The sequence below is a fragment of the Symmachiella macrocystis genome (assembly GCF_007860075.1).
Classification (GTDB): domain Bacteria; phylum Planctomycetota; class Planctomycetia; order Planctomycetales; family Planctomycetaceae; genus Symmachiella; species Symmachiella macrocystis.
The window spans coordinates 395,221-421,133 of record NZ_SJPP01000002.1; the positions used below are offsets into that span (position 1 = coordinate 395,221).

The following is a 25,913-nucleotide window of genomic DNA, read 5'->3' on the forward strand; positions in this document are numbered from 1 at the left end:
CCTTCCACAGTGTCCTAGATGAATGGGAACGATTGTGTGCCGAATGATTGTGTGTCCCTCCCCCCGCCATAGGTCGGGATACGAGGAGGCCATCCTTGGGAACGTATGTCTGGATATCTCGAGTGGAGAGGTGACGCTCCGGTTCGTCCTGTTCTTAAGTAAAAAAGAAATACATGCGTCAGTTTGCGAATTGATTAGGCACGAGAATTTCAGCAACTTTGGAATAATGGAAGTAGGACGTCTTCATGGAACACACGGTATGTTAATAATTGCAAATGCTGGAGTTCTGTGAAATCGGATACAGCATGAACCGTACGACGAATGCGGAATTTCCTCAAATGCTGATTTCGAATTGCAAAGTATTCTTAAAATGACTGTAAGTTCCGTCGCAAATTCACAGTCACCCTCGCGGTCCCAAAGAGGTGATGGACGGAAGTCGAGCACCAAAAGGAGGTTCGCGAGAAAACCGTGCAAAAATAGATGTCGGAGGTGATCGCAACTATGGACTGAATTGATTTCATTCCGTCTGGTTTTCCGAACAAGGGCGTGACCTGGCCCGTTTAACCGAGACTAGAGCCTGATAAAGGATTCAGGTTTTTGGTTCCAGAAGAAGGAGGCAATCATGCCGAGCAAGCGTCATCCATCGGAACAGATTATTACCAAGTTCCGGGAAGCAGAAGTTCATCTTTCTCAAGGGATGACGAAAACATACAGCGATTGGGGACAACGCCGATGTGGCGTAGGATGCCGGAGCTACAGTGCAGTTGGTCGGCCGTGGTGCGGATGGTTGGTATGACTGGGAGCCGGATGGGCCGCACAAATTGATTCTAATTGATGGGCCGTAGGGGTAGGGGACAGGAAATTGGGTGGTGTGTTGCGCATGCTTCAGCGGTTGGTGCATGACCGCGCCGTGATCATCAGGGATGATCGTGCAGTGAGTGAGCAAACGACGGCTGGCAGAGGAGATTGAGGCGAGTTTTGGCGATACCTTGGTTTCCAACCGGAACAATTGGGGTTGAAAATAAATCATTTCCCTCCAAAAAAGTTTTTAAGCTTGACTACACTAGGGCAGCCTGTCCACGCTGGATATAGGGACAAGCGCTTTTCACCAACGCCAAGCCTGATTTGAATGAGGTGCAACAATGACGAACGCGAAGCTTATCGGTAGATCACTAGTCGTAATTCTTAGCCTGTCGCCAATTTTGGCGCTCGCTGAGGAGCGTGGGCAACCTGCGGCGGACTGTGCTCCCAGTTGCCAACCTCAATGCAAGACCGTCGAGCGGACGATAATGGTCCCTGAGTGGGCTACGGAAAAGCGGACGGTGCAATGTACCGAGAATCGGACGGAACAACGAGAACGCAAGTTCACCGTCTATAAGCAGGTGCCCGAGACTACGACGCATACTCGTGAATACACGGTTTACGATCGTGAGACACGTTCGAAGGACGTGAACTACATGGTCTGTAAACCAGTCTGGAAGGACTTGGAGAAGACATATACCGTCAACGTACCCTATTGTGAAACTCGGACGGCCACGCGTACGGTGCAAAAGCCAGTTTGGAAGGACGTCGAAAAGACCTATACTGTCAACGTCCCGCACACCGAGACACGGAATGCAACGAGAACCGTGTGCAAGCCGGTGTATAAGGACGTCGAAAAAACCTATACGGTCAATGTTCCGTACACAGAAAAACGGCAGGGCACGCGCACGGTGTGGAAATGCGTGCCGGTCACCAAGACCCGTACCGTTTGTGTCGACGAGGGGCAGTGGGAAGAACGCGAAGTCAACTGCTGCAAACAAAAATGCTGGGTGCCGAACATTGTAGAGAAGCAAGAAGAGTATACGGTCTATGAAAAACAATGTTCCGAAGAACCATACGAGTACGAGGTGAACCTCTGCAAACCGGAGACGCGGAGTTGTACCGTCAAGGTCTGCGAGTACGTCTCCGAAGAACAACCCTACGAATATCAAGTCACTGTTTGCAAACCAGAGACGCGGAGTTGTACCGTCAAGGTCTGCGAGTATGTTCCGGAACAACAGAGCTACGAATATCAGGTGCAGCTCTGCCGTCAGGAAACGCGAACGTGCACCGTCAAGGTTTGCGAAACGGTTCAAGAGCAAAAGACAAAAACCGTCAACTACACCGTTTGTGTTCCGCGTCAAGTGACGCAAGAGTACCAAGTGACAACTTGCAAATGCGTGCCTGAGGAACGAGTGGAGACCTACTCGGTCTGTGTGCCGCACACGGTCGAAAAAGAAATCGAAGTACAAGTCTGCAAGATGGTCCCCAAAACGATCACGTGCCAAGTTCCAGTTTGCAACTAAATCTCATGATGCCGACGAGGATTTCGACATGAAAGCCGTTGCTAACTGACACGGGTCAATGAATTCCTTGCTTGCTACCAAGTGGGACGGGCGCGACACGAGTGCGCCCGTCCCATTTTTTGTTGGAAAGCTTACCCACCTGCGGTCGGGAAAAACAGCGACCGATGGTGAACCCACATTATAGCGTGTTCTGCAAGGATATGCCGGAAACCACGTCGGGATTTATTCGCTCCCGTCTCGCGCGTCACTGTCAGGTTTGAGTGGGTTGCCGAATGTGATCGCAGGATGAGAGTGACGTCAAAAATGATTCAGTCATCATTGCCAAGGTCCAAAAAGCCGCCCATCATTCGATGTCGGTAAACTTCCCGAGAACGACCGTAACATTGTCCTTGCCTCCGTTTTCCAACGCCTTGGCGATTAAGGCTCTGCAGGCTGCTCTCGGCTCATCGACGCTGCCCATGATTTCGACGATCTTGTTTTCCGGGACCATGTCGGAGAGGCCGTCAGTACACAAAAGAAGTCGATCGCCATGTTGAAGCGAGACATGTTCGACATCCAGGATTGTCTCACCACCTATGCTGTCGAGAACATTCGTAAGAAGATGGTGGAACCGATCAGCGACACCTGGAGTCATTCCTGAATCTTTCATCGCCTGCGCGAGTGTATGATCACGAGTCAACTGCTTTAACTTTCCATCACGGAAAATATAAGCCCGCGAATCACCGATATGGGCAATGACCGCATCCCATCCCATGATATATGCTGTTGTCCAAGTCGTCCCCATGCCCTTCGTATTCGGGTACCGTTCAGAGATCTGCACGAGTTTCTGTTGCATTCTTAATGCATACGATTCCAGCCGTTCTCTAAGTTGCTGCGAGGACAAGTTGTGGAACTGCATGACCCAGCTGCTTGCCTGGGCAGATAATTCCCAGGCCTCTTCCATCACAACGCGACTTGCCATTTCCCCGGCCGCAGCTCCTCCTAGACCATCCGTTACGACGAAGGCAAAGGCCTCATCCCGGATTGCGGAAAACTTTTCACGCGGCAGATTCGTCGAGAGCATATTCTGTGAGCGATACCTGTGAAGCACAGCAAAGTGATCCTCATTATTCTCACGGACCAATCCCGTGTCGCTGGCTGAACCGAAACGCACCCTCACAGCCGTTTTCGGATCTACGAAAAACCGAGACGCAAAATCGCCGGGCTGCGCATAAAACTCTGTATCGGGAGGGGGCAAGTCATCCGACATTAGCTGGTCCAATTCTAACTCTATTGAAAGGCAATTTTCATCGGCAGCACGTCACACGTTGTTTCCATTGAAACCCACTGTCCACCGCATTACCAATCTAGTTAAGAAATGTGAATGCGGCGATAGTGTCTCCACGCCACCGAATGATTGCGATTGCGACCGAAAAAACGGCTTGGCGAGCACGACGCCAGCGAGAAAGCCGCCGATGTGAGCACCGTAAGCGACTCCTGTCTCAGTTCCACCCAGGCTGCTCACGATTTGAAAGAGTAACCACAAACCAACTGCGACGATTTGAACCATCATGACGGTAACCTGCCGGCGAGATTTAAGCAACAAGTGAACTCCGGCATGATGTCGGTTATCACTCCCGCCGCACCGCGACTGGCGTCAGCGTTTTCTCGTTCCAATTGCTTCGCATACTTTGCCTGGTCGGTTCACAATCCACCATATGTACCGCCAGCCTCAGTACGACTGCCCTTGCACTCCGATCTTATCGCAGGCCCGCGGACTCATCCGACCAAACCTCCGCTTCAAGTCACCACGAACAAATCCGCTCCGGAGAGCAACGATTGGTCGGCATGTTCTGCCTGCTTACTCTCATGGGCCAAAACCGCGGATACCATAATTCGCGGATGGACTCGATTGAGTGTGCGATCCATCAAGAACCCTGCAAATTAGCGGGCTGAGCATCCATCTCTCAACCCGCGAATGGGTCGTTTCGGCCTGATTAATTAATGTCTAACACGGCTTTCTCAATTTTCCCAGTGAAGGCAAAAGGCAGTTTTTTCTCATAGGTTTTGCTCACCGGCGAGAGCGTATCCATGCCCACGTCCAGCGACTCGACCCCAAACCGGAACGGCACCTGATTGGGGATCTTTCCCTCGCCAACCTTCTCGCCGTTGGCGTACAAGGTGACGGTCGCCGCCTTCCCGACGCCCTCCGAAACGAAGTCGAACTTCAAATCGACTTTTCCGGTGGCGAGCGGCTTGGTGGATTCGATCTTCGCCCGCTCGGTGTCAAACCAATTGTAGTGATACGTGAGCTTGCCGCCCTCAACGGTGAAAGCCCAGCCCGACGTATCGCCGCCGACGCACATCAGCACGCCTTCGGCTCCGTCCTTGGGGATTTCAGTGCTGACGGTCACGCTGTGGCTAATGCTCACGGTCTTGGGGCCGCTCCCCTCCGGCAGTCTTATAATTCCCGGATACAGTGTCACTTGTTTGCGGCCTGAGAAGCTACTCGGACGCAGGGAAATATCCAAACGCTCCGCGAATCGATCGTCGAGAGGTAACACGTTGTACCGAGTTGCCTCGGCCACGAACAGCATTTGTAGTTCTTTGAGTTTGTCCGGGTGCTTGGCAGCCAGATCATTGGCTTGTGAGAAGTCCTCATCGATATGATAGAGTTCCCATGTGTCCTCATCGAGCGGCGCCGATCCGGCGTTGTTCCATGGTAATCGGCCGTGGCGGGCACAGGCATACCAGCCGTTGCTGTAGATTCCGCGGTTACAGAACATCTCGAAGTACTGTGTCTTCCGCGTGCTAGGTGCATTCGCATTCGCTTTGTCGAAGGTATATGCCATGCTCACACCTTCGATTGGCTTTTGTGGCACGCCGTCCAGGCTGGCCGGCTCCTTGATCCCTGCGACCTCCAGGAGGGTGGGAACGATGTCGATTGCATGATGGAATTGGCCGCGCAAGCCGCCTTTCTCCTTGATGGCGTTCGGCCAGCTCATGATGACGGGGTTGCGGGTTCCACCAAAGTGGCTGGCAACCTGTTTGGTCCATTGGAACGGAGTATCTCCGGCCCAGGCCCAGCCAACGGCAAAATGCGGTGATGTGCCCGGTTTGCCGATGTCATCGATACGCGGGAGCATGTCCTCAATCTTGGGTTGAATGCCGTTGAGGCTCATCAGTTCATTGAGAATCCCATCCAGCGTTCCTTCTCCACTGCAACCATTATCACCGATGATGTAGATCACCAACGTATTATCAAGTTCATCCATCTCCTCAAGAGCATCGACCAGCCGTCCGACTTCATAGTCCGTGTGTTGGAGGAAGTCCGCAAAGTTCTCCATCTGACGAGCGAATAGCTTCTTGGCATCATCGGGGTGGTCCGCCCAGCCGGGAATTTCCTTGGGACGTGATGTAAGTTTGGTTCCCGGCGGGATGACTCCCATTTCGAGTTGCTGCTTATGAACGGCTGCGCGGTAGGCATCCCAACCGTCATCAAACATCCCCTTGTGCCTGCCGCGCCATGAGCGAGGCGGTTGATGCGGCGCATGAGTCGCGCCGGTGGAAAAGTAAGCGAACAACGGCTTATCCGGTGCGATCACCTTCTGTTGACGCATCCAGGCGATGCAGTCGTCGGCCAGGTCGGTCGTCAAATGATAACCTTCCTCGGGCGTCTTGGGTGGCTGCACAGGAGTCGTCCCGCGAATTAGGGCGGGATAGAATTGATCCGTCTCCCCGCCGATAAAGCCATAGAAGTGGTCAAATCCTTGACTTGTCGGCCAGAGGTCAAATGGGCCGGCTTGGCTGGTTTCGTTGTCCGGGACGTTGTGGTTTTTTCCCCACCAGCCAGTGGCATAGCCGTTCTCTTTCAGAATCGACGCAACCGTCCCACAGCTCTTTGGTAATATGCCCGAGTAGCCGGGGTATCCGGTTGCCATTTCTTGGATCACGCCGGTGGCGCATGTGTGGTGATTCCGCCCGGTAATTAATGCTGCTCGCGTCGGGCTACACAGGGCCGTGGTGTGAAACGCATTATACTTTAAGCCGTTTTTTGCCAGTCGCTCCGCGGTCGGCATCTCAATCATCCCGCCGAAGGCGCTTGAGCAGCCAAAGCCAACATCGTCGATAAGGACGAGTAGGATGTTGGGCGCTCCCTCGGGTGCCGCCTTTGGGGGTGGGAAATCCGGCTTCGATTCTGCGGCGGTCAGCCCGATTTTTACGTTTGGGTAGCGATATTCCGGTGCCGGATAGTGATCTCGATCGACCTTGACCGGGAACGCCTTACCGGACGGTGCGGCAGTTTTTTTGTCTTGCGATGGAGTATCAGCGAATCCGCCAGAAACGGTCCACCAACCTAAGGTGCTTGTGGCCACCAGCATGACCAACGTGAACAATAGTTTGAGTCTCATCTACATGATCTCCTCGTGAAGTAATGCGAGATCACGGCGACCTCGGTAGGAGGCCGCCGTGCATCCGAAAACTCAGTTTGCTATTGCGCCAATGCTGCCTTTAGCCGGCCTTCGCGGTATTTTTGTAACTGCTCCTTGTCGAGTTTGTGCTCGGTAATATTGATGGTGACCTTTTTGAGTTCACCCGTGAATTTAAACGGGACTTCATAGTCTTCGCTGATGGGCGTGCCCGTGTCTTCACCGATGTCCAAAGTCTCGTCAAGCGACATGCGGAAAGCGATGGTGCGCGGCAACTTCTTGCTGTCCACTTTCTTCCCATCGACGCTGAGTGTCGCCTCTCCGCCTTCACCGACGCCGCCATCATAGTTGAAGTCCAGCGTGACGACATGCTTGCCCGGCTTGAGCTTGTCCTTGCCGGCGACCGTATAGCGTTCGACGCCACAGAGGTTGTAATGGAATACGGGACGCCCTTCGAGAAGGTACAGACCGACTCCGGCAAAGCGGCCTCCCTGCGTCATCAATACCCCCTCCGCTCCATCCTCGGGAACTTCGATGACCGCGCTAATGCCGAACGATTTGTTCTTCAGGTCCGGTGCGGATCCCTCAGGGATGCGGACCATTCCGTCGTAGTAGGTAAATTCGCTGAGTCCCCGGATATTGCTCGGCCGGTTGCTCACATCGAGACGCTCGACCTTGCTGTTATCCAGCGGCAGCACGTCGTACTTGACCGCTTCGATATAGAACAGACGCTGCAGTTCGCGCAACCTATCCGGCTCGGAGTCGGCGAGGTTGTTCGACTGGGAAAAGTCCTTGTCGACGTTGTAGAGTTCCCACTTGTAGCCGTCGATCGGGTCGGTAGCCTCCGCGATGGAAACCCAGGGCGGCGTGGTGGGAGTGGTGGTGGCCACCCAGCCGTCGTTGTAGATGGCGCGGTTGGCAAACATCTCAAAATACTGCGTAGAGCGTTTCGAAGGTGCTTTGGCGTCATCGAAGGCATACCTCATGCTTACGCCTTCCACGGGCGCCTGGTCGACGCCGTAGACGCTGACAGGCTGCTCCAAGCCCGCAGCATCGAGGATCGTGGGCATGATATCGATGACGTGGTGGAACTGCGTGCGAAGTTCGCCACGTGCCTTAATGCCCTTGGGCCACGAAATCGCCAGAGCATTGCGCGTGCCGCCAAAGTGTGAAGCCACTTGCTTGGTCCATTGGAACGGCGTGTCCATCGCATGTGCCCAACCGATTGGATAGTGGTTGAACGTCATCGGGCCACCCAGGTCGTCGATTTTGGCAAGCACTTGCTCAAACGGTTCCTTGATGTTGTTGAAGAACGTCATCTCATTCAGCAATCCCTGTGCGCTTCCCTCGGCCGACGCGCCGTTGTCTCCCATAATGTAAATGACCAGCGTGTTATCGAGTTCGCCCAGCTCTTCGACAGCATCGACGACGCGGCCTGTCTGGTGGTCACAGTGCGCCAGGGCGGCACAATAAACTTCCATCATGCGGGCGAACACCTTCTTTTGATCCGCATTGAGGGAGTCCCAGTCCTCGATGCCCGGAACGCGATTGGTCAGCTTCGTGTCAGCAGGGACAATTCCCATTTCCTTTTGCTTCGCCAGGGTCATCTCGCGTTGTTTGTCCCAGCCATGGTCAAACTTGCCTTTGAACTTGGCGATCCACTCTTTGGGCGCATGGTGCGGAGCATGTGCTGTCCCAGGGGCGTAATAGGCCAGGAACGGTTTGTTCGGCGCGACCGCCTTCTGCATACGAATCCAATCGATGCAGTGGTTCGCCATGTCACGGTCAAAGCTGTAGTCTGCTTCATCCTCGGGTGGCTCGATTGGCTTCGTGTTTTCGACGATCGCCGGCGCCCACTGACTGGTGTCACCGCCAACGAATCCGTAGAAGTACTCGAACCCGAGGCCCACCGGCCAAAGATCAAACGGGCCAGCTTGGCTGCTCTGCCAATCCGGCACATTGTGGTTCTTTCCAAACCAGGAGGTGTTGTAACCATTCAGTTTTAGGATATCACCGACTCCGCGTTTGGATTGAGGCACCAGCGTGTTGTAACCCGGATAGCCAACACCTGCTTCCATAATGCAGGCGGTCGCCACGCTGTGGTGGTTTCGACCGGTGAGCAAGGCAGCCCGCGTGGGCGAACAGAGCGCCGTGGTGTGGAATCGGTTGAAACGCAGACCATTATTTGCCACACGGTCAAATGTTGGTGTCGGAATCGGGCCGCCAAACGTGCTGCTAGCTCCAAAGCCGACGTCATCGGTCAGGATCAACAGAATGTTTGGTGCACCCTTGGGTGCCTTAACGCCTTCGGGAAAGTCTTTCTTGGAGTCCGAGGGGCGAAGTCCAATCTTGCCGCGGAACGGTTGTTCTGGGTGCGGGAGAATGCTCTGCGCAGGGACCGGCGCTGCTAGAACCGCGATACCTGCCAACGCTGTGGCGAATCTGATTGCCCACGACATGATGTAATCTCCATGGTACTTAGATGCACTGAATATCCATAATATGGCAAGATGTGTTAATGCGACCATTCCAACGGTCACATGATCGCAGCACCACGAGTCGCTGCGCCAAAACGGAATTCGTTGCTTATTGAAGGGCAACGTGGACTGCGCGACAGCTCGCATGAACCATACATGCTAAAACAAGAAATGCGCATTGACCAGAATTCTGGCGAACGTGACGCGATTCGTGACGCCATTTGATGTGTGTATTCATGATTCGATACCAAGCTCGTCTCGCAAAGTCAAGATTTTCTTTGACGAACGGCAAGGTGAATCACGTCGAAATAATCTGCCCCGCTGTTGAAAGGTCGTTTTATTACTTGGCGGTTCGCTTGCCATGGCGAGACGGCGGATTACAAACTCGACTCGGATGCATCGATCATTTCTGATGTTACCATTCAAACGTCGAGAACTGTCGCCAAGAAGGATTTCAACAGTCGCAACAACTGGAGTTAGTAAAGTGAATTGCGGCGAGTTTCTGTGCAAACCGAAGTAGCATGAAATCGAGATGCAGCCGAAGCTTCGCTCAAAGCCCCTGTAAAGTTATCGCTGACAAATTCCAATGAGGGAAACCCGCAATACTTTAGCCCCGGCATCCACTACTTGATATCAACAGAGTTCGAAATTCGCGTCCGAACCGGCTGGGGCCTTAACCAAGACGCCGCTAATTTCTTCACCAATGTTGGCGTTGGTGTGCGATTCTGATCATCTCTGGATCAAGATGCGATCGGATCATGAACCACCGATCGTCCAACGGGTGTCGCGAAGCCACTTAAGATTCAAGACATTCGGAACTGCCTTGTTGAAAACTGGCGCATTGCCCCCCACTGGTTGCTAACGCCGCAGGGCGTAGGCCAGAACTTTGAGGCCGGCTTCGGTGAATAGGCTGCTCTCGGAGCGGGCCGCCAGTGCCGAACCCAGTGTCTGTTTCAAGCCACTCATGAACGATTCCACCAACCAGCGCCGGCCGTAACCGTTTTTCTTCAGCCGCCGTTTCGTCATCTGTTGCCGATACTCACCGCCGACGCTACCGTCCGCACGACGCACCGCTGGTGGAATCCAACTCTTCACATCCCAGTCTTCACGACAATACATATGGATCCACTCCGCATCATAACCCGCATCGGCGAACAGCCGCTTGGGCTGAGTGACGTGCCGCACCTTGGATAACAATTCAGGAGCTTCTCGCTTATCGTTGTGCGGTCCCCAGCTGACCACCAAACCGGCCGGCAACATCGAGCCGGCTACGATACAGACCGAGAGTTTCACATATTTCTTCCGCGTTTTTCCGCTTCGCGCACGGAAGTGCGCACTCGCTGACGATGTTTCCAAACCGGTCGAATCGATCGACGCCTCGTCCGCATCGTCGGCGAACTCCTTCACAATCTCCGCCAACATTTCGTCAGCAATTTCCAGGACGTGCGAGCGATCGGCGAAGTACTTTAGCGTCGAGTAATGTGGCAAGCGTTTGAGGTCCAAACGATCCTTCAATTGGTCTGACGTGTCAAGAATTTCAATAACGCCGCGATAAGTTGTTTTCAAATACGCCTTGAGAATCAGGATCGTCAACAACTGTGACTGTGTGAATTTTTGCGGGCTCTTGGGGTGCGAATAAGGTTGGACGAATTCCGTGGCCAGCCGCATCGACAGAGAAGCAACTTCCAACAGCACGTTCGTTTGAAGGGGCTTGCTCATAGGAAGTACACTTAGCGCGACGCAGCCAATATTTCAAGGGATGTTTTCAACAAGGCAATTCATGACCTGCGTCATCCGCGACTGTGTGACGTTTAGCAGTCGCGCGAGCTCGGACTGGTTTGCGACCTTCCCTTCGCCCAGCCCGTGGGACGGGCCCGCTTCCAGCGACACCCCCATAAACGCACCCAAAACCTAACACGGCAACAGCAGAATTGCACATCTTGACACCATTTGGCGCATCCGCGTTGGAGGGACATGCTAATTGAGGCTCATCATGCCCCCCCACCGGTCTGAATCGATTTCCTGTCGGATCGCCGATCGAGGTTCTGAGGATCATCCCACCTCCTCGCTCATCTCGTCCAGCAGCCTCTCAACCTCTTCGATAGCCATTCGTTCGTGCCTCCACACCTCAGTTTTACTGTGATTTCCAGCTGTTCCTCGCGCGGGCAGGAGGTTCCGTCGGCAGATAGCCTGACCTTGGGCTTGGTGTGACGTTCCCCATGTCCTCTTCGCCCATTCGCTGGTCGAGCGTGTCTTGTTCTTCGGTGTTCACAGTGTGTCCTGCTATGTGTGTTGGAATGGGTGCTTGCCTGGGAATTGGTCCTGCCGGCGATGTCGCAGCGGTCTGCGTGTCCTGGACCGGTGTCTCGGTCATGGGGCGTCCTCGAATTCTCCGGTCAGGGGATTGTAGCCCGAAACCGGCAGGTTTGGTGCTGACTGCTCTGTATAGGCCTGGTCAGGAATGCCGAGCAAAGGCAGCCCTAGAAGTAGACGACGGGTATTCGCCCATTCCAAAAGAGAATCGAGGCTGTGTGGGTCGAATTGGCCCGGCTGTGCGTCCTGGCGGGATGTATTTCCAGCGAGTCCGCCAGCCGGTTCGTCTATTGTGTCGAACGTGTCAGTGAACAGCGTGTTTCGGCTACCCTCTGGTCTCCCCTTCGCAATTCTCCGGGATACTGTGTTTACCAGTTTTCTGTGACATCTCTTCCGACCAATGTACAGCGACAACCGGGCAAATCGTCTATAGCGTTTGCTTGCAGAAAGGACGCCGTTCTATCGCCTCAGCTAACCGTTCAACCGCATCAATGCCGAGCGTTTCGGCGATTGCATCGACCAGCAACGAAGCAACTGAACGTTCACCCGATCCGGCGATTTGGTGCAAGCGTTCGGCGGCAGCAGATCTTGCCCCAAGATTTACGTCGTTTTCGTCGCTCAAAAACACGTCAGCCAGCCGTCGGACGCTCATTCGGAAATGCTCTACGACTTTGACAAACGACAGACAACGGTGCACGAATAGCTGCGTTTGCGTTCTCTTTGAGCACCTGTCCGAACTGGTTTTGGCTTTTGCCTCAACCTGTCACCAAATGGTGAGCCGACTGTTCAGGCCCGCGCATTTTCCGGAGATCGACGTCGTACAAACGCATGCGGGCCGACTCGAGGTAAACGCCGAAAAGACCTTCCGTGAACGTCGAATCGGCAAGTGTCAAAACCACTCGGCCGTCGACGGATAACTCCAAATAATGACCAAATGCCACGAGACTAATCTCTGCTTGACCGGGCGTGTCACTGTACCAATTCCCTCCCTGTAAGGTGCGGAATTGCATCATTTTTTCGCCGCTGGCTGGTTGACCGGTATGCCACGCGCGCAATTGAGCCATCCCCTTGAGCAGGTCGAGCGACAAGTAGTAACCATCCTGGGTCTCAGGGTCGACACGGAACACAAGGCCGCACTTGCCCAGTCCGCAGAGGTCGATTTTTGCACTCATTTTTGCCGACTCGATGGAACCATCGAACACATAGGCTTGAAACCCGGTTTCGCACGCAAGTTCGAGGTTATTACCGTCGATCGAGCAAGTCTGCCGACCGTGGCCGCGCCCAAGCGGGTGCACACAGCGCGTGTCGATCCGCTCGCCCAGCCATTTGTTGAGACCCTCAAAAGTTGTTGCTCGGAGCATGCCCTCTTCCGTTCGATACAGTCGTTTTGGGGGCGGCATCAGATTGCGTGAGGTGCGGTTCGAGTCATCTAGCGAATAAAAGTTCCACAACAGCCAACCCCGATCATCACGGCAAACCCGTGCCGCGTAGTTTCCTTGTGCGAGCAGGACATTGTCGTAGTAGCTGCGCCAGGGCTGGCGTATTTGATTTGTGTGCCAGTAGCGAATCTTGGCGTCTTCTCGCAGGCTGCCGATCAGATAATATTCATTTTCGATACGAATGAGATTGGGGACTTCGATATCGTCGTAAAGTCCAGGGTGATGCAAACAAGGTCGAGCGGCGAACTTGCCAGGTGCGGTTTCCTCCATGACTCCCACACAGCCGCGCCGGACGACCGGGCCCTCCTTGGTGCGCGCAGCCATCAATAGCCAGCCTCGGTCGCCTTCGTGGTAATAGAAAGGATCACGGAAGCTGATCCAATGCCGCCCCTCGTTCAGTGATGATTCATAGAATTCCTGCGGAGCTTCTAGTGGAAAATCACTTTCCGCATCAAACACCGCATGACGACAACTTGTTGGCTGCTGTCGAGCGATCTCTCGGGCACGGAGCACCGCGGGCGGGTCGTTCGGTCCCCGTTCGTCGCGCCAGTTCACAGGCGCCTTGTGCCAATGGTAAAGGTCTTCGCTGACAGCCAACCCGATTCGCTGTATATTCCCCTGCTCCCGACGCGAAAGGCCCGTGTAGAACATACGCCACTGGCCCGGTTGGTGCGGATTGGGCGAGACCGCCATCGTCCACAGCATGAGGTCGTCCCACGATCCGGGGTCTCCGATGAACAACGCATTGTTCACGCGCCGCCAATTGATGGCATCGGTGCTGACGGCGTGGGCGATAAAATCATGATTCGGCAGCACCAAGTGGAACAGGTGATACAAACCGTCGTGATAGAGGACGTCAACGTCACCAATCGCCTTCCGGCTGCCTTCGGTTTCGGTATACACGATAAAGCTGGTTTCTGAAAATGCGGAAACGGAACGACTAGCGTTTCCTGCCAACCCAGTTGTCACCCGAGACATGATTACTGTTGGGCAAATCAACAGGCGGAGATGAGTTATTGGAAAGCTTTTCCCGGCCTAGCATCATAAACGATGGTCGGCCCACTCCCAACCTCGCTTTGTGGCTCGAATAGCTGTGCTTTAGCTTCCATGGTCAAGGCCCATAGAATTTTTAGGTGAATGAGCACCAAAGAGATAAGTAGCAAGGCATGAGATATCAAGTCGTCCCGATCATGTCCCGACAGTTTTGGTCGGCTCGCACACAAATAGACGAACTGTCCGTGGGGGGAGATAATGGATAGTGTGCACACCAGACTTGAATGCTTGACCGACGACGTTAGCCCACCTGGCCAAATGGCGAGACGTGAATGTACGCTACCCGCAAACGACAAAACGCTCCGACGTAGCAAACGTGGGGCGACTGTGGTGGCTAGAGCGGGGAAGCCGGCTGTTGGCGTTGAATTGATCCTCGGAATGTCCGATTTTGTACCATTGCTCGACGGCTAACAAATCGCGTGCTTGTCCTCGCTCGGCATAGCGGATTCAGAATCGACAAATGATATTTTCGATGAGGGAGACGAACGGAGATTTTGAGTAGAGTTAGCAGAGAAGGGGCGACAGTAGTCGAACCAAAAAAACATCAGTCTTTCCAAGGTCTTGGTGGTCGATGCTGCTTTGCGAGCCCATTAATCACACAGCATCAAGTATCACACACCATCAAATCATGATTGAACAGCACATCACACATTAGAAGCCAAGCCATGTTCGTCAATTCTTGTTCGTCAATTAATCTACATTTTGACGGTCAATTCGGCTCGGAAACGTCTTGCAGTTTTGACGGCGGAAGTGCCTCTGGATGTGCCTGGAGCATTTTCATCATGGCCTCGGCAATCATCGCATGCCCGGCCGCGTGTGGATGATACTTTTGGCCGGGAATCATGAGTTCGCTGGACGAATGCCCCTCTGTCCAGTTCGGTACTTCGCAAACAACGAAACCAGCCTCGCGTGCAAGTGGCTTCAATTGCGCCGCTAGGTTGTCGGGGTCGGCTCCAATCGGCAAGTAGATCCATACCGCCAAGATTCCGCGTTCTCGACACTCTTCGATGATTGTGCGATAAACGGCGACCAGAAGTGCGTTGCGCTGTTGATTCAATTTGTTGTGAATAATTCCCGGTGACATGTCCTGGGTAATCCCGGCTTGATTGATCAATTGTTCGATGGGACGTGAGCGAATCAGCTTGCCGGCGGCGATGAGTTTTGCCAAATGATCAACAAACTTCAGAGTTTCATCTTGGTGTGCGAAGTAAAAAATCGCGTCGGGGTCAAATCCCAACACTTTGCGTTGGATTCGCACTAACCGATGGCTGGCCCACTGTTTGCCGACACCGAAATTCAAAAGTTCATAATGCCCGCCGCCGGGCAACTCCCCATTCATGCGACTTTCCAAGACGCGTACGAAGGATTCGTCGTCCGCTACGCCGTACCCCATGATCACGCTGGAACCCACCATGGCGATTCGCGTCGTCCCGGTTGGTTTGTTCAACGTGAGTGTCTCCCGGTCGCGCATGCCGAACTGATTAATGGACGTTGGTTTGCCGTCCAATTCGACCCGCATACCTGGTATCAACTCGGTTGCTTGTGCAAGATCAGAAGGCCGGGAAAGCAAGTCAAAACCGGCCACTTGAGCACGCTGTGTTTCGTCGGTAGGCGACCATGAGGCAAGCATTGGCCCCGCCTGAATGGCGGTCGAATTCATATCCTCGTAATACCCGGTCACTTGCCCCATCGCATCTTCACGCGCAGCATCCTGCCGGAATTCGGCGATTGCACTGGAAACGTCTGAGCTGAGTAATAGCGAAAACCGTGGTGAACCAACTGCTACAAATAATGCCATGCCCATCACGTAGAATGTGGCCGACTCTCGAAACGAAAGCGCGGGGCGCTGCGTTTTGCGAGAATCATAATATTCCTTGAGACGGACGACGATGGCTCCGAGAATGATAACAAGCAAAAACCCCAACAGGACAAACATTAGACCGTTCATGGCACCGGGACGACGTAGTACTCCTGCAAATAACGTCAAGAAGCCTGGCTTGGTCCAACACGCCCAGAATAAACTAACCGCCGCGAACATGCTCGCCGTTCGGGCTGAAAGGCTGAATGCCGCTCGCCACGCGGAATGATCACGGCGGTGACCTCGCCGCATATCGAGCAGCGCATTGACTGCAACACACACACCAACACCCATCCAAAGACAGGCGTCGTTAGCCGTCACGGGAAAACGGCCAAGCAACCAAAACATTTGCCACGAATGCAAGAGCCAAGTGCTCAAAAAGACGATGAGCACTCCCACAACCGTGGCCAGCCCCAACCCCCAACCTCGGCCGCGGAGTGAATAAAACGTCGGAAAGAAAAACAACTTCAGCATGAAGTCTTTCCAGTAGATATTGATCCGGCGCCAGATGTCGGTGAAACTCGATGCCAAGAAATATCGGTCGTGCGTTCGCGGCAAGTCAAAACCAAACAGATGCAACAATCCGGCGATCAAATGGAATTGGCCGGAAACGTGCAAATACAATGCAAAATTCGTCACCATAAATAGTGCGATGTGCGGCACGTCATACAGTTGATACGGTTCGGGGACGAGATAAGTTTTGATGAAGCGATACAACAACAAATGGGTCAGGCCGCGTACGATGCAGACAATGCCCTTCTGGTAGATACTCCAGGTGTCCCGGTTGTACCATGAGTCGCGAAACGTGTTGAAATCTACCACGGGAAAGAGTGGAAAACAGACATTCGGCGCCATGAAGAAGTAGGACAAGGTGGTCGTCAGAGGCGGGTTCGTCACGGCTTTTCGCGTGGAGTAGCAGTAGATCATCAACCGGAACATGAACATCGAGCCCAGGACTGGCCACATCGGAAGCGGCCATCGGCTCCGCAGCGCTATGAGCACAACACCCACGGCGATCAGCATGAGCCAGCGAATCCACAACCCGAAGGGCAAGTAGCAAATACCGATCAGTACTCCGCCGATGCCTAGCACGTACAGGCCGTTCGTCATTCCCAAAACGATCAGAACACAACTGGCTGACAGGCACGCAAAGAATCCCATGCGATAGGTTTTCGGCAGCCAGGTATGCACCGCGAAACCACCAATCATCACGCACATCACTGGGAACAAAAGACGCCGTCTTTCGATGTCGAAGAGATAGACAATTCCGGCAATCAGCAGCAACTCAGCCAACACGAACAGGAACTTGGCCGGAACTCCGCCCGAGGAGGGGTGGCTATCGGTTCCGCTTGCCTGCGACATATCGTCTGTTTGTTCTTGTTCCGGCATATAGGCTCTCCGGGGCCGAATTCCCCTAACCGCATCCCGGCATGCCTGATCGGCAGATGCCGAGCCATTCAGGCAATAACCGCTGCTACAGATTCAAAAAGATACTCACTGCCGTTTGGACCGAAGGAGACAGCAACACCATTCATGTTCAGCAAGGACTAGCCGCGCTCGTCATTTGCTCCCAACGATTGTGACAACGCTTCAATCGACGGATAATCCTCCAAGGGATTGCTGGAAAAACGAATACCCAACCAGTCCTCCAATTGTGCGACAATGGCGACCACATGCATCGAATCGATACCTTGCGCCAAAATTGGTTCTTTGACCTGGATTTGGCTTCGGTCGGTCTCTAATTCTTCCGCCAACTTGTCTAGCAACCAATCCTGAATTTCAGCGGCTGAGCGTGTAGTCGGCTGTCCAGCGTTTGGAGAAGAAGTGATTTCATCGTTCATGGTATTAACCGCGGACTTGGTGACGAACTGGCCGTCAACCATTGATGGTTATTGGAAATGGGCCGGAGCGATTCCCGCTTGCAGGTAGCGAATTGACTTGGGAAACGATCGCACAGACTAACACAGTTCTCTGCTGTGCACCACAAAATATTTTCTCGACTCCGGTATTCTTTTTCCAATTCAATAACAGAGAACATCACTGTGACCATCGCCGCCAGAGATTCATTGCGACAATCGCGGATCCGATAAATCAAGCCGGTACATGATTTGGTTGTAGTCATAGCGCGGCGTCGGGTGATCGTTGCCGGAAAATGTCGTCGTATATGTCCCTTCGAAGTAGATGATCCGGCCATCCTCTTGGGCGAAAAACGGATGTTGCTTGGGATTATAAAACGAATATTTGTTGTGAGTGACAATGCGTATTGCCTTGGACCATGGACCGGTCAGGTCGTCCGCTTCGGCGAACCAGACTTCGCCCAAAAAAGAACGGCCGCCGATTTGCACAAAGATCATCACCCATTTTTTTCGAAATTCATTCCAATACACCGACCCTCGGCTTGGTAGTACAGCGTCGCCAGTTTCTGAATCCTTGAAATGGATGTAAGCCTCATCTGCATTCAAACGCCCCTGATTTATTAGCTCCTGCTGTATCTGCAGCGTCCATGGGGTCGTGTCTTTCTTCCACTCGAACACGAGTTTCCCATTCGTGTCACGCACCAACTCCAATTGTTGCTCTCGGCTTCCTTGGCGGAGGCAACTGTAGGTTTCGTATTGTTCAAGGTCCTGAAGCAACTCAGCGTTCGCCTTGACCCGCACCAACGGATACGGATCGGCGAAATTTACGTACTCGGTATGACCGTCTTGGTGAACGAAGGGATGCCCGTAGGGATAAAGCGGCGCTTTCATGTCGAATTGTTGTCGTTTTTCAAATTCTTTTGAGTCGTTGTTGAATTCCACCAATCCGCGCTCATAGACCGTCATAGAATTTTTGACTTTGACGTATTTGGCGAACATTCGCTCGTTCCCCTCCGTGTCAGTGAGCGTCACCAACCCGTTAATCCACGTGGGACCTTTACCGGGCATATTGGCTGTCTCCTTCGCAAAGCCATCCTCGCCGATAAAATAATTCAGACTCACGCCGCGATTTGGATCAACGCCTTGAAATCCAAGAAGTGATGTAGTTGCTCCGGGGACCTGGAAATTCCCCAACGGGTACGATGGGCGGTTTGTATCTCCCCAAAACCAATAGATGCGTCCACGATATTTAGCATTCACCACGCTATCTGAACCAAGTACCCGTGCATCGAGTACCGGCTGAACAATGGGAACCGCTTCCCCAAGAAGTTCACTATCGCGATAAATCCCCCCGCCAGTGACACGGTATAAGCGTTCGGCAACGTTGATCCGCTTGATACGGATCGTGGTACTCCCTCCCGGGCTCACCTTCAGTTGCGTACCACGAAAACCGAAACGATCGGCAGGAAATTCGTAACCATGGCTGGACACAAAGAAATACACCGTTTTGTCCATAAACCCTGGTTCTTGAAATGCGACTACCCCAGCGGAATCGGTGTAGTAACGGCAATTATTCACCGTTTTCAATTCGACGAGGGGGACGCCTCGGTTCGTTTGGTCGTCGAGAACGGTGATTTTGAAATACTCGGAGCTGTCTTGGGCCCCAAGGGAGATCGTCGCAAGTAATAAACCAACGGAGAGATTCACGAGTCACCTCCTAAGGAAATGAAGACAACGGCCAGGAGAATTGGAATTTGACAAGACGGGGTTCCATTCCATTTGAAACGTAATGCTGCCTAGACTGGTACATCGACTGCGTTGCCGCATGGAATTGTCGTGCCCCCCCGGTAGAGTGGGGACTGGTCGCGAAACGATTCTGGGGACCAAGAGCAAGAGGGATTGTCCAGCCAATGATAATACGATATGTCATTGACGATGGCGAATGCTTTCATTAAGTCGGTGACAACACCTTGGGAAAAATGATGAAGACACTGTGCACAGAGCTTGACGAAGCTGCGTCCCAATTCGCTGATAAGCCTCTGTTTGTATTTCCCGCAACGCGGTGGCAACCTGCGGAATCACTGACGTACGGCGAACTGACGGAACGTGCTGCCGCCGCGTCCGCGGTGCTTTCGGAAAGTGCCTCATTCGGTCAGCGCGCACTATTGTTGTTCCCCACAGGGGCCGCATTTTGGGAAGCGTTTATGGGGTGCCTCTCCGCCGGCGTGATCGCGGTCCCCTTGCACGTTCCCAATCTCAACCGCAACAGCGAGCTGTTCGCCAGTTTGTGTCAAGACTGCGAACCGGCAGTCTTAATCGTGGACGATTCGGTGGCAGAAGTTTTGGACAAGCGTCGAGATCAGCATCCCTATTTCGCTGGCATACCCGTCATCACTCCCAGCCAGTGGCGGAATCAAACAGCTGCCCCGCGTTTCGAGGCCTCAGCCGAGGATATTGCCTTTTTGCAATACACTTCTGGTTCCACGTCGCGTCCCAAAGGGGTACAGATTTCTCACTCAAACTTACTGTCCAACCTACGCTTCATCTGTGAACGCATGCAGCTAGACGCGCAGCGCGACCGGGCCGTCACCTGGCTGCCGCATTACCATGATATGGGCCTGGTCGGCAGCTACCTCGGCGCGATGTTTGCAAGACTCACAAGCTGGTGCATTCCCCCTGAGGAATTTGTTCTGCGGCCCTTGCATTGGCTGCAATTGATGTCCGACCACAGCGTGACAATCTCCGGCGGTCCCGATTTCGGTTATCGCCATTGCTTGGAAAAAATCCGCGATGACGATCTGTCGAGTTTGGATTTCTCCTCTTGGCGGGTTGCATTTGTAGGTGCAGAGAAGGTTCGAACAGAAACACTCGCCCGTTTTGAAAAGCGATTTTCCGTGTGCGGTTTTCGCCGCGAGGCGTTCTTTCCGTGTTATGGATTAGGAGAAGCGACTCTTATGGCGACAGGCGGTCCGGTGGATGCTGCGCCGGTGATCAAACAGGTCAGCACCGCCGCCTTCGCCCGGCAACAAATTGCCCTCCCAATGTCGCCAGATGATCAAACCAGCCTATCAGGTAGCGGACAATGTTTTGACGGATCTCGCGTATTGATTATCGATACCGCAGGCGAACCGTTGCCCGATGAACAGATCGGCGAAGTTTGTCTCGCCGGACCTTCCGTAACTCGCGGGTATTTCCGACGGCAGGATCTCAATGCCGAACAATTCTTCGAGCTGAATATTGACGGCCAGTCTCATCGTTTTCTTCGTACGGGAGACGTGGGGTTTTTATCCGCTGGTGAATTATTTATTACAGGTCGGAACTCAGAATTGATGATTGTACGGGGGAAAAACCTTCATCCTGAGGATATCGAGGAACGTGCTTGCGCAGCCGACCCTGCGATTGCTCCAGGTGGTGTTCTGGTATTTTCTACTGAAATCAATGGACAAGAGGAACTGATTGTTTCGGTGGAACTCCAAAGAACAGCCATACGCCGCACTTCGTCGGAAACAGTTGTGGCGGCAATTCGCCATGCGGTTAATTTATCTATCGGCGTTAATCCTGCAGAGATTCTCCTCTTGAGACCCGCAACTTTGCCCAAAACCACTAGCGGCAAACTGCGGCGGCTGGCATTTCGACAAAGTTACATTGACGACGATATCAGTTGCATTTACCGAGAATTCAACTAGTGATCTATGCACTTTTAATGATCTCGTTGGAGGATCAATTTGCGCACTCTATCGTGGTTCGAGCGCACGGTCCTTGCAAGAATTCTCCAGCGGTCAAGAGATATCCTTTGACTGGGCATGAAAACTATGCGAGAATCCCCGATGGTTTCGAGTTGGATTGCGATTCGTGTTTCTCCTAATGACAGCCACATTTTAATTCGCATCAACGAATCCGCCACGTGACGCAACCATCGGTACATTATCCCGATCAATTTCCCATCAATTGGAGAGCTGGTATGAGCACAAATGTCCGGAGGAAGAATCAAGGTTTTACGCTGATCGAGCTATTGGTAGTTATTGCCATTATCGCGATTTTGATTGCTTTACTTTTGCCTGCCGTGCAGCAGGCGCGGGAAGCAGCGCGGCGGACACAATGTCGAAATAATATGAAACAACTCGGTTTGGCACTGCACAACTATCACGACGTTCACAAGGTGTTCCCGATTGCAAGTTACTATGACTTTTCGGGCCTAGATGAAACCCCACCTGTGTGGGATGCTCGTTTGAACAGCCAATGGGCTTGGTCGGTCATGATCCTTCCGTATCTGGACCAAGGCAACCTCTACGAAGTACTCGGTGTCGGCGATAGAACGTTTGAACAAGCCGCTAATGACCCGGAGGGTCTTAAGGGGTTGCGCAGTCCTTTGCCCGCATTCATTTGTCCTTCGGATATCGGCGAGGGGCTTAACGAAAACCGCCCCTTCCCGGATCAACCCGGCGGACCGATGGTTGTGCCTGTTGGAACCACATTTGCAAAATCGAACTACATGGCTTGCAATGGTAACCGAGGCGATGGCGATGGAATTTTCCCCAGCGGCGGTGGGATGGTTGCGATTAAAAACGTCAGCGATGGTCTGTCGAATACGATTATGGTCGGCGAACGTCGCTCGCGGGAAGGATTCTGGGCGGGTATATGGGCCGGTCAAGAGTTATCCGACCAAGGCATCACAAACGTTTGGTGTCTCGCTGGCCTGACTGAGTATCAAATGAATACCGGCAAACATAGCCTCGACCCCTCGGACACGAACGCCGTGGACAATCCGAAGATCGCGTTTAGCAGTGAACACGAAGGCGGCGCGTTCTTCTTGCTGGGGGACGGTTCAGTACACTTCATCAACGACAGCATCCAGTGGAACGATTCTGCTGCTGATTCGAACGATGTGGGCATCTACCACCTGCTTGGGTCGATGAACGATGGCCTTGTGGTTAACGAATTCTAAAACTCGTCCCTAATTTTCGCTGGCAATACACTCCTGAAGCCGTTGGGGCTTCAGAAGTGTATTGCAGCGCAGGGATTGGAGATCATCTCACCTGGAGGAAGCAAAGAGTAGCGGCGTGCAAACATTACATTCTTTTCGACCGTTATGATTGCACGCCGGATAGTTGGGCTATGTCATAGCAAGATTATTTTCAGCAGAGGATTGCAGATGTCCATCAATTTAGATGCCCAGTTACGTCGCACTGGGTGGGCAAAATGTCTGGTTGTCGCCAGTGGATTCTTTCTGTTGCCGGGATGTGGCCTATTTGAGGGCAAAAGTGAATACCAGCAAATGATGGACAAACGGAGCGATTTTTCCGGTATAGTCGCCGCTGCAGGCGGATCAGCCGTCATGGAAAAGCGGTCCATGCACGGCATTCACGGTGTTGGTTGGTTTATTGACCTCAGTGGCGCAGAGATCGATGACAAGTTGCTCAGCGCCATCGCCGATGTCGTCAAGGAGAAACCAGTCTATGGACTGAACCTAGCCGATTCCTCGATAACCGATAAACAGTTGGCACGACTCGACAAGGATGATGTTCTGCAAAAGGTCTTTTTCTTGAACCTCAGCAATTCTAAAATCACGGATGCTGGGATCGATAGCATTTCCAATATCTACGTGATTCACGAATTGAATTTAAAGGGGACGGCGGTGACAGCGGCGGCAGTCAAACGGTTGGGAGACAAGCAGATGGCCCAAAAGCAGACTCCTGATGCGCTTCGCACACGCCCGAAAACGGATATCTAGCACCCATCATTTCAAGCCGCGATGCCCCTTCGTTGATTGCGATGCATGGCATCTGTCAAAATCGGCTTGGCTGGCGCTGGAACAGAGTTTCAATACAACTGGAATCCGTATCGATATCATTTTCGGACGCATTACCAAATGCTCGGAAAAAGAAAACAACGATTGGGCAGATACTATCGGCACTTTTACCTCATAGTTCTTGGCTTGATTGGCCTGTTCTCCTTGACCGGGCACCAGAGCCTGACTGCTGAGCAAGGCTCCTCAACTAAAAGTGGTCGTGCGCTCTGGACGACGTCTCGTATCCACGGGACACCCGACCCGCCGCCCCCCTATCAGTTGGAGAGTGCTTTTCCAGAGTTGAATTTTGACGAGCCGCTGGCGGTTAGTCTGATACCCGGGACCAACCGGTTTCTTCTCTGCGAACGAAACGGCAAACTATTCACGTTTGAAGATGCGCCCCATGCCAAGCCCAAGCTGTTGATAGATCTTGAGCGGACTGTTTACGGTGCCGCAGCGCATCCGGACTTTGTGAACAATGGCCGACTTTTTGTTGTCTCTATCGTGAAAGAGGGGGCTGAGGATGGGACCCGACTGTCGCGATTCGAAACGTCGCCCGATGATCGCTTTCATTCCAAGCCACAGTCAGAAGTCGTCCTGCTATCTTGGTTAGCCGGAGGTCACAACGGCGGCTGTGTCCGGTTTGGTCCCGATGGCCTGTTGTATGTTTCTACCGGTGACGGCAGTGGCTGGGCCGACTGGCACTTGACCGGTCAGCGCATCGACGATTTTCTCGCTTCCATCCTCCGCATCGACGTCGATCATTCCATGGGGGACAAGTCGTACGCGATTCCAGTAGACAATCCTTTTATCAAGACGCCTAATGCCAGTCCGGAAGTCTATTCTTACGGACATCGCAACGTTTGGAAGTTCAGCTTTGATAGTGAGGGTCGACTCTGGGCGGGGGATGTTGGTCAGGATTTGTGGGAGATGATCGAACTGGTACAGCCGGGAGGCAACTACGGCTGGAGTATCAAAGAGGGAACCCATGATTTCAAACCGGACCGCCAGCTGGGACCGACACCGATACAGCCGCCGCTGCTTGAACATCCTCACAGCGAATCACGATCCATCACCGGAGGATATATTTGGGAAGCGGACGAACCGGCAGACCTGCATGGCTGTTACATCTATGGTGATTACGACACCGGCAAGATCTGGAGTGTGCGACTTGTGGATGGTCAACCGACTAAGCCACGTCAACTGGCCGACACGCAATTCCGGATTGTCGCTTTCGCTCAAAACCAGCAGGGCGAGGTGCTTGTCGTCGACCATGTGAGCGGCACACTCCAACGGTTGGTCCCGGCTCCTTTGCCTGATGAGAACGAGCCAAAATTTCCTCGAATGCTCAGTGAGACCGGCCTGTTTGTTTCCACCACCGACCACATTCCGCAGCCGGGGCTGATACCTTACTCCGTCAATGCTCCACTCTGGTCGGATGGAGCCAGTAAGGAACGATTCATTGCTAGGCCCGGCGATTCGCAGATCCTTTTCGATGACGTCACTTATCCCGCGCCACCCCCCGGCTGGCGATTCTCTGACGGCACGGTTCTTGTCAAAACATTTTCGATGGAAATGGAAGCTGGCAATCCGTTGTCAACACGCCGGTTGGAGACTCGCCTCCTGCACTTCAAGAGCATGCCTGGCGATCGCGAGCGGTACGGGGCACAGTTTTGGCGAGGATACACTTACGTCTGGAACGACGATCAGACCGATGCCGTTCTGCTCGATGCACAAGGAGCGGATCGTGTACTGAACATTCAGGATAAAAACGCTCCCGGGGGCGTGAGGAAGCAGACTTGGCACTTCCCCAGCAGAGCGGAATGCACGCTTTGTCATACGATGGCTGCCAAATATGCACTCGGTGTCAACACACTGCAAATGAACCGGCTGCATGATTACGGCGATGGCCAACCACGGAATCAGCTGGCACAACTCGAAGAGTGGGGAGTCTTCGCCAAGCCACTTCCCAAGTCTCCAGATGCTCTTCCTCGACTTGCCGACTATCACGACCAGTCCCAAAGTATCAACGACCGTGCGCGGTCTTATCTCCACGCAAACTGCTCGCACTGCCATCGACTCTGGGGGGGGGGTCTCACCGAGTTTCAGTTGCCAGCCGATCTGCCGCTCGACAAAACCGGCCTCATTCATGCCACTCCTGAACGAGGCCACTACGGCATTACTGACGCGCGTCTCATAGCTCCCGGCGATCCGGACCGCTCACTGCTTTCACATCGCATGACCTTGCTCAAAATCGGACGCATGCCCCATATCGGCTCGAACGTCATTGACGAAGAAGGTGTGGAGTTGCTCCGCGAGTGGATTCGGCAAATGAAGTGATTTACAAACTGCGGCCCATACTCAACGGTCAGTGCCGGCTCCTCACTTAGCCG

At 53.3% G+C, this 25,913-nt stretch carries 16 protein-coding genes; 6 read left to right on the forward strand and 10 right to left on the reverse strand.

Annotated features, from left to right (window positions below; genetic code table 11):
• Positions 1 to 1,142: 1,142 nt before the first annotated feature.
• Entirely contained in the window at positions 1,143 to 2,327 is a 1,185-nt protein-coding gene (locus tag CA54_RS19625; RefSeq protein ID WP_146372698.1) for a hypothetical protein, read from the forward strand.
• Positions 2,328 to 2,670: 343 nt separating this feature from the next.
• Here the strand turns inward: CA54_RS19625 and CA54_RS19630 are convergent, their stop codons facing one another.
• The 4 genes from CA54_RS19630 to CA54_RS19645 form a co-directional block, all read right to left on the reverse strand.
• Positions 2,671 to 3,576, reverse strand: a complete 906-nt coding sequence (locus CA54_RS19630) for a PP2C family protein-serine/threonine phosphatase (RefSeq protein ID WP_146372699.1) — start codon at positions 3,574 to 3,576, stop codon at positions 2,671 to 2,673.
• Positions 3,577 to 3,627: 51 nt separating this feature from the next.
• Entirely contained in the window at positions 3,628 to 3,912 is a 285-nt protein-coding gene (locus CA54_RS30220) for a rhomboid family intramembrane serine protease (RefSeq protein WP_390816935.1), read from the reverse strand.
• A gap of 391 nt (positions 3,913 to 4,303) precedes the next feature.
• Entirely contained in the window at positions 4,304 to 6,718 is a 2,415-nt protein-coding gene (locus CA54_RS19640; RefSeq protein WP_146372701.1) for an arylsulfatase, read from the reverse strand.
• Positions 6,719 to 6,798: 80 nt separating this feature from the next.
• A complete protein-coding gene (locus tag CA54_RS19645; RefSeq protein WP_146372702.1) occupies positions 6,799 to 9,195 on the reverse strand; it encodes a sulfatase-like hydrolase/transferase in 2,397 nt (798 codons plus the stop codon).
• A gap of 591 nt (positions 9,196 to 9,786) precedes the next feature.
• Between CA54_RS19645 and CA54_RS19650 the strand changes: the two genes are divergently transcribed.
• A complete protein-coding gene (locus CA54_RS19650; protein WP_146373401.1) occupies positions 9,787 to 9,942 on the forward strand; it encodes a transporter in 156 nt (51 codons plus the stop codon).
• Between the two features lie 129 nt (positions 9,943 to 10,071).
• Here the strand turns inward: CA54_RS19650 and CA54_RS19655 are convergent, their stop codons facing one another.
• The 6 genes from CA54_RS19655 to CA54_RS19680 form a co-directional block, all read right to left on the reverse strand.
• Positions 10,072 to 10,932: a transposase gene (locus CA54_RS19655; RefSeq protein WP_146372703.1), complete on the reverse strand. Its 861-nt coding sequence runs from the start codon at positions 10,930 to 10,932 to the stop codon at positions 10,072 to 10,074.
• A 1,021-nt stretch (positions 10,933 to 11,953) separates the two neighbouring features.
• Positions 11,954 to 12,178, reverse strand: coding sequence for a hypothetical protein (locus CA54_RS19660; RefSeq protein WP_146372704.1), 225 nt, complete (start codon positions 12,176 to 12,178; stop codon positions 11,954 to 11,956).
• A gap of 103 nt (positions 12,179 to 12,281) precedes the next feature.
• On the reverse strand, positions 12,282 to 13,868 hold the full coding sequence (locus tag CA54_RS19665) for a glycosyl hydrolase (protein WP_146372705.1): 1,587 nt from the start codon (positions 13,866 to 13,868) through the stop codon (positions 12,282 to 12,284).
• 859 nt (positions 13,869 to 14,727) lie between these two features.
• Entirely contained in the window at positions 14,728 to 17,265 is a 2,538-nt protein-coding gene (locus CA54_RS19670; RefSeq protein ID WP_146372706.1) for an SGNH/GDSL hydrolase family protein, read from the reverse strand.
• A 158-nt stretch (positions 17,266 to 17,423) separates the two neighbouring features.
• Positions 17,424 to 17,717 (reverse strand): acyl carrier protein, encoded by a 294-nt coding sequence (locus CA54_RS19675; RefSeq protein ID WP_197532634.1) that lies wholly within the window; start codon positions 17,715 to 17,717, stop codon positions 17,424 to 17,426.
• Positions 17,718 to 17,939: 222 nt separating this feature from the next.
• Positions 17,940 to 19,439 (reverse strand): DUF4185 domain-containing protein, encoded by a 1,500-nt coding sequence (locus CA54_RS19680; protein WP_146372708.1) that lies wholly within the window; start codon positions 19,437 to 19,439, stop codon positions 17,940 to 17,942.
• Positions 19,440 to 19,711: 272 nt separating this feature from the next.
• Between CA54_RS19680 and CA54_RS19685 the strand changes: the two genes are divergently transcribed.
• The 4 genes from CA54_RS19685 (at position 19,712) to CA54_RS19700 (ending at position 25,860) form a co-directional block, all read left to right on the forward strand.
• Positions 19,712 to 21,418 (forward strand): fatty acyl-AMP ligase, encoded by a 1,707-nt coding sequence (locus CA54_RS19685; RefSeq protein ID WP_146372709.1) that lies wholly within the window; start codon positions 19,712 to 19,714, stop codon positions 21,416 to 21,418.
• Between the two features lie 218 nt (positions 21,419 to 21,636).
• A complete protein-coding gene (locus tag CA54_RS19690) occupies positions 21,637 to 22,677 on the forward strand; it encodes a DUF1559 domain-containing protein (protein ID WP_231963136.1) in 1,041 nt (346 codons plus the stop codon).
• 207 nt (positions 22,678 to 22,884) lie between these two features.
• The gene (locus CA54_RS19695) at positions 22,885 to 23,463 is read left to right on the forward strand and encodes a hypothetical protein (RefSeq protein WP_146372710.1); all 579 of its coding nucleotides are present in this window, start codon (positions 22,885 to 22,887) and stop codon (positions 23,461 to 23,463) included.
• 45 nt (positions 23,464 to 23,508) lie between these two features.
• Positions 23,509 to 25,860, forward strand: a complete 2,352-nt coding sequence (locus CA54_RS19700) for a PQQ-dependent sugar dehydrogenase (protein WP_146372711.1) — start codon at positions 23,509 to 23,511, stop codon at positions 25,858 to 25,860.
• Positions 25,861 to 25,913 lie beyond the last annotated feature (53 nt).

Excerpts from the sequence above, each read along its gene's own strand:
- CA54_RS19640 (WP_146372701.1), bottom strand. The coding sequence starts at position 6,718 with ATGAGACTCAAACTATTGTTCACGTTGGTCATGCTGGTGGCCACAAGC.
- CA54_RS19630 (WP_146372699.1), bottom strand. The coding sequence starts at position 3,576 with ATGTCGGATGACTTGCCCCCTCCCGATACAGAGTTTTATGCGCAGCCC.
- CA54_RS19655 (WP_146372703.1), bottom strand. The coding sequence starts at position 10,932 with ATGAGCAAGCCCCTTCAAACGAACGTGCTGTTGGAAGTTGCTTCTCTG.
- CA54_RS19700 (WP_146372711.1), top strand. The coding sequence starts at position 23,509 with ATGGCATCTGTCAAAATCGGCTTGGCTGGCGCTGGAACAGAGTTTCAA.
- CA54_RS19695 (WP_146372710.1), top strand. The coding sequence starts at position 22,885 with ATGTCCATCAATTTAGATGCCCAGTTACGTCGCACTGGGTGGGCAAAA.
- CA54_RS19670 (WP_146372706.1), bottom strand. The coding sequence starts at position 17,265 with ATGCCGGAACAAGAACAAACAGACGATATGTCGCAGGCAAGCGGAACC.
- CA54_RS19660 (WP_146372704.1), bottom strand. The coding sequence starts at position 12,178 with ATGAGCGTCCGACGGCTGGCTGACGTGTTTTTGAGCGACGAAAACGAC.
- CA54_RS19625 (WP_146372698.1), top strand. The coding sequence starts at position 1,143 with ATGACGAACGCGAAGCTTATCGGTAGATCACTAGTCGTAATTCTTAGC.
- CA54_RS19685 (WP_146372709.1), top strand. The coding sequence starts at position 19,712 with ATGATGAAGACACTGTGCACAGAGCTTGACGAAGCTGCGTCCCAATTC.
- CA54_RS19645 (WP_146372702.1), bottom strand. The coding sequence starts at position 9,195 with ATGTCGTGGGCAATCAGATTCGCCACAGCGTTGGCAGGTATCGCGGTT.
- CA54_RS19675 (WP_197532634.1), bottom strand. The coding sequence starts at position 17,717 with ATGAACGATGAAATCACTTCTTCTCCAAACGCTGGACAGCCGACTACA.